Source organism: Echinicola sediminis (genome assembly GCF_054777495.1).
In genome coordinates this window covers 1-708 of record NZ_BAAHAP010000246.1, presented here as the reverse complement: position 1 = coordinate 708, position 708 = coordinate 1, and the positions used below count along the sequence as shown (strand labels likewise).

At 45.6% G+C, this 708-nt stretch carries 1 pseudogene; it reads left to right on the top strand.

The window, feature by feature from the left end:
- Positions 1-493 (top strand): annotated as a pseudogene (locus tag ACYVAA_RS23000) (sugar isomerase); the annotation flags it as partial.
- Positions 494-708 lie beyond the last annotated feature (215 nt).

Here is a 708-nt window from a genome sequence, read left to right as displayed (position 1 = left end):
GATCGTGGCCACCCTGATGATGGTGGGCAAACTGGGCGGTTTCCATTTCAATGATTCCAAGTATGGGGATGATGATGTGACCGTGGGTTCTCTGAAACCCTATCAGCTGTTCCTGATTTTCAACGAACTGGTGGACGGGATGGAAGATCCTTCTTCCAACAATCCCTACCCTGCCTGGATGATCGATGCCAGCCATAACCTGAAAGATCCATTGGAAGACCTGTTGCAGTCTCTGGAGGCGATCAACCTGGCCTATGCGCAGGCCATGTTGGTGGACAGGGCCGCCTTGGAAGAAGCGAGGGAAAACAATGACCCTTCATTGGCCCAGGAGATTCTTCAGGGAGCGTACAGAACCGATGTAAGGCCTTTATTGGCAGAAGCAAGACTTCAGGCTGAAGGAGCCATAGACCCTATGGGGGCTTACAGACGTTTGAATGTAAGAAAAGAATTGACTGCCCAGCGGGGAGCAAAAACAGTTTCCACCGGGCTTTGATAAACAAAATCTCAACAAATTCCGGTAGTCCCATCATTCCTTTATTCAGGGTTTAATAGGTTTGAAAAATTTCTCAGTAGGAATGAATAGGATTACCGGTTTTGTCTGCTTACTTCCTTTAAAAATGGTTCGATTATAGGCTTTCAAGCTATGATAAAAAGGGGTGAGTCAACTGTATATTATTAAAGATTATAAAATTCGTGAAAATCCGTGTA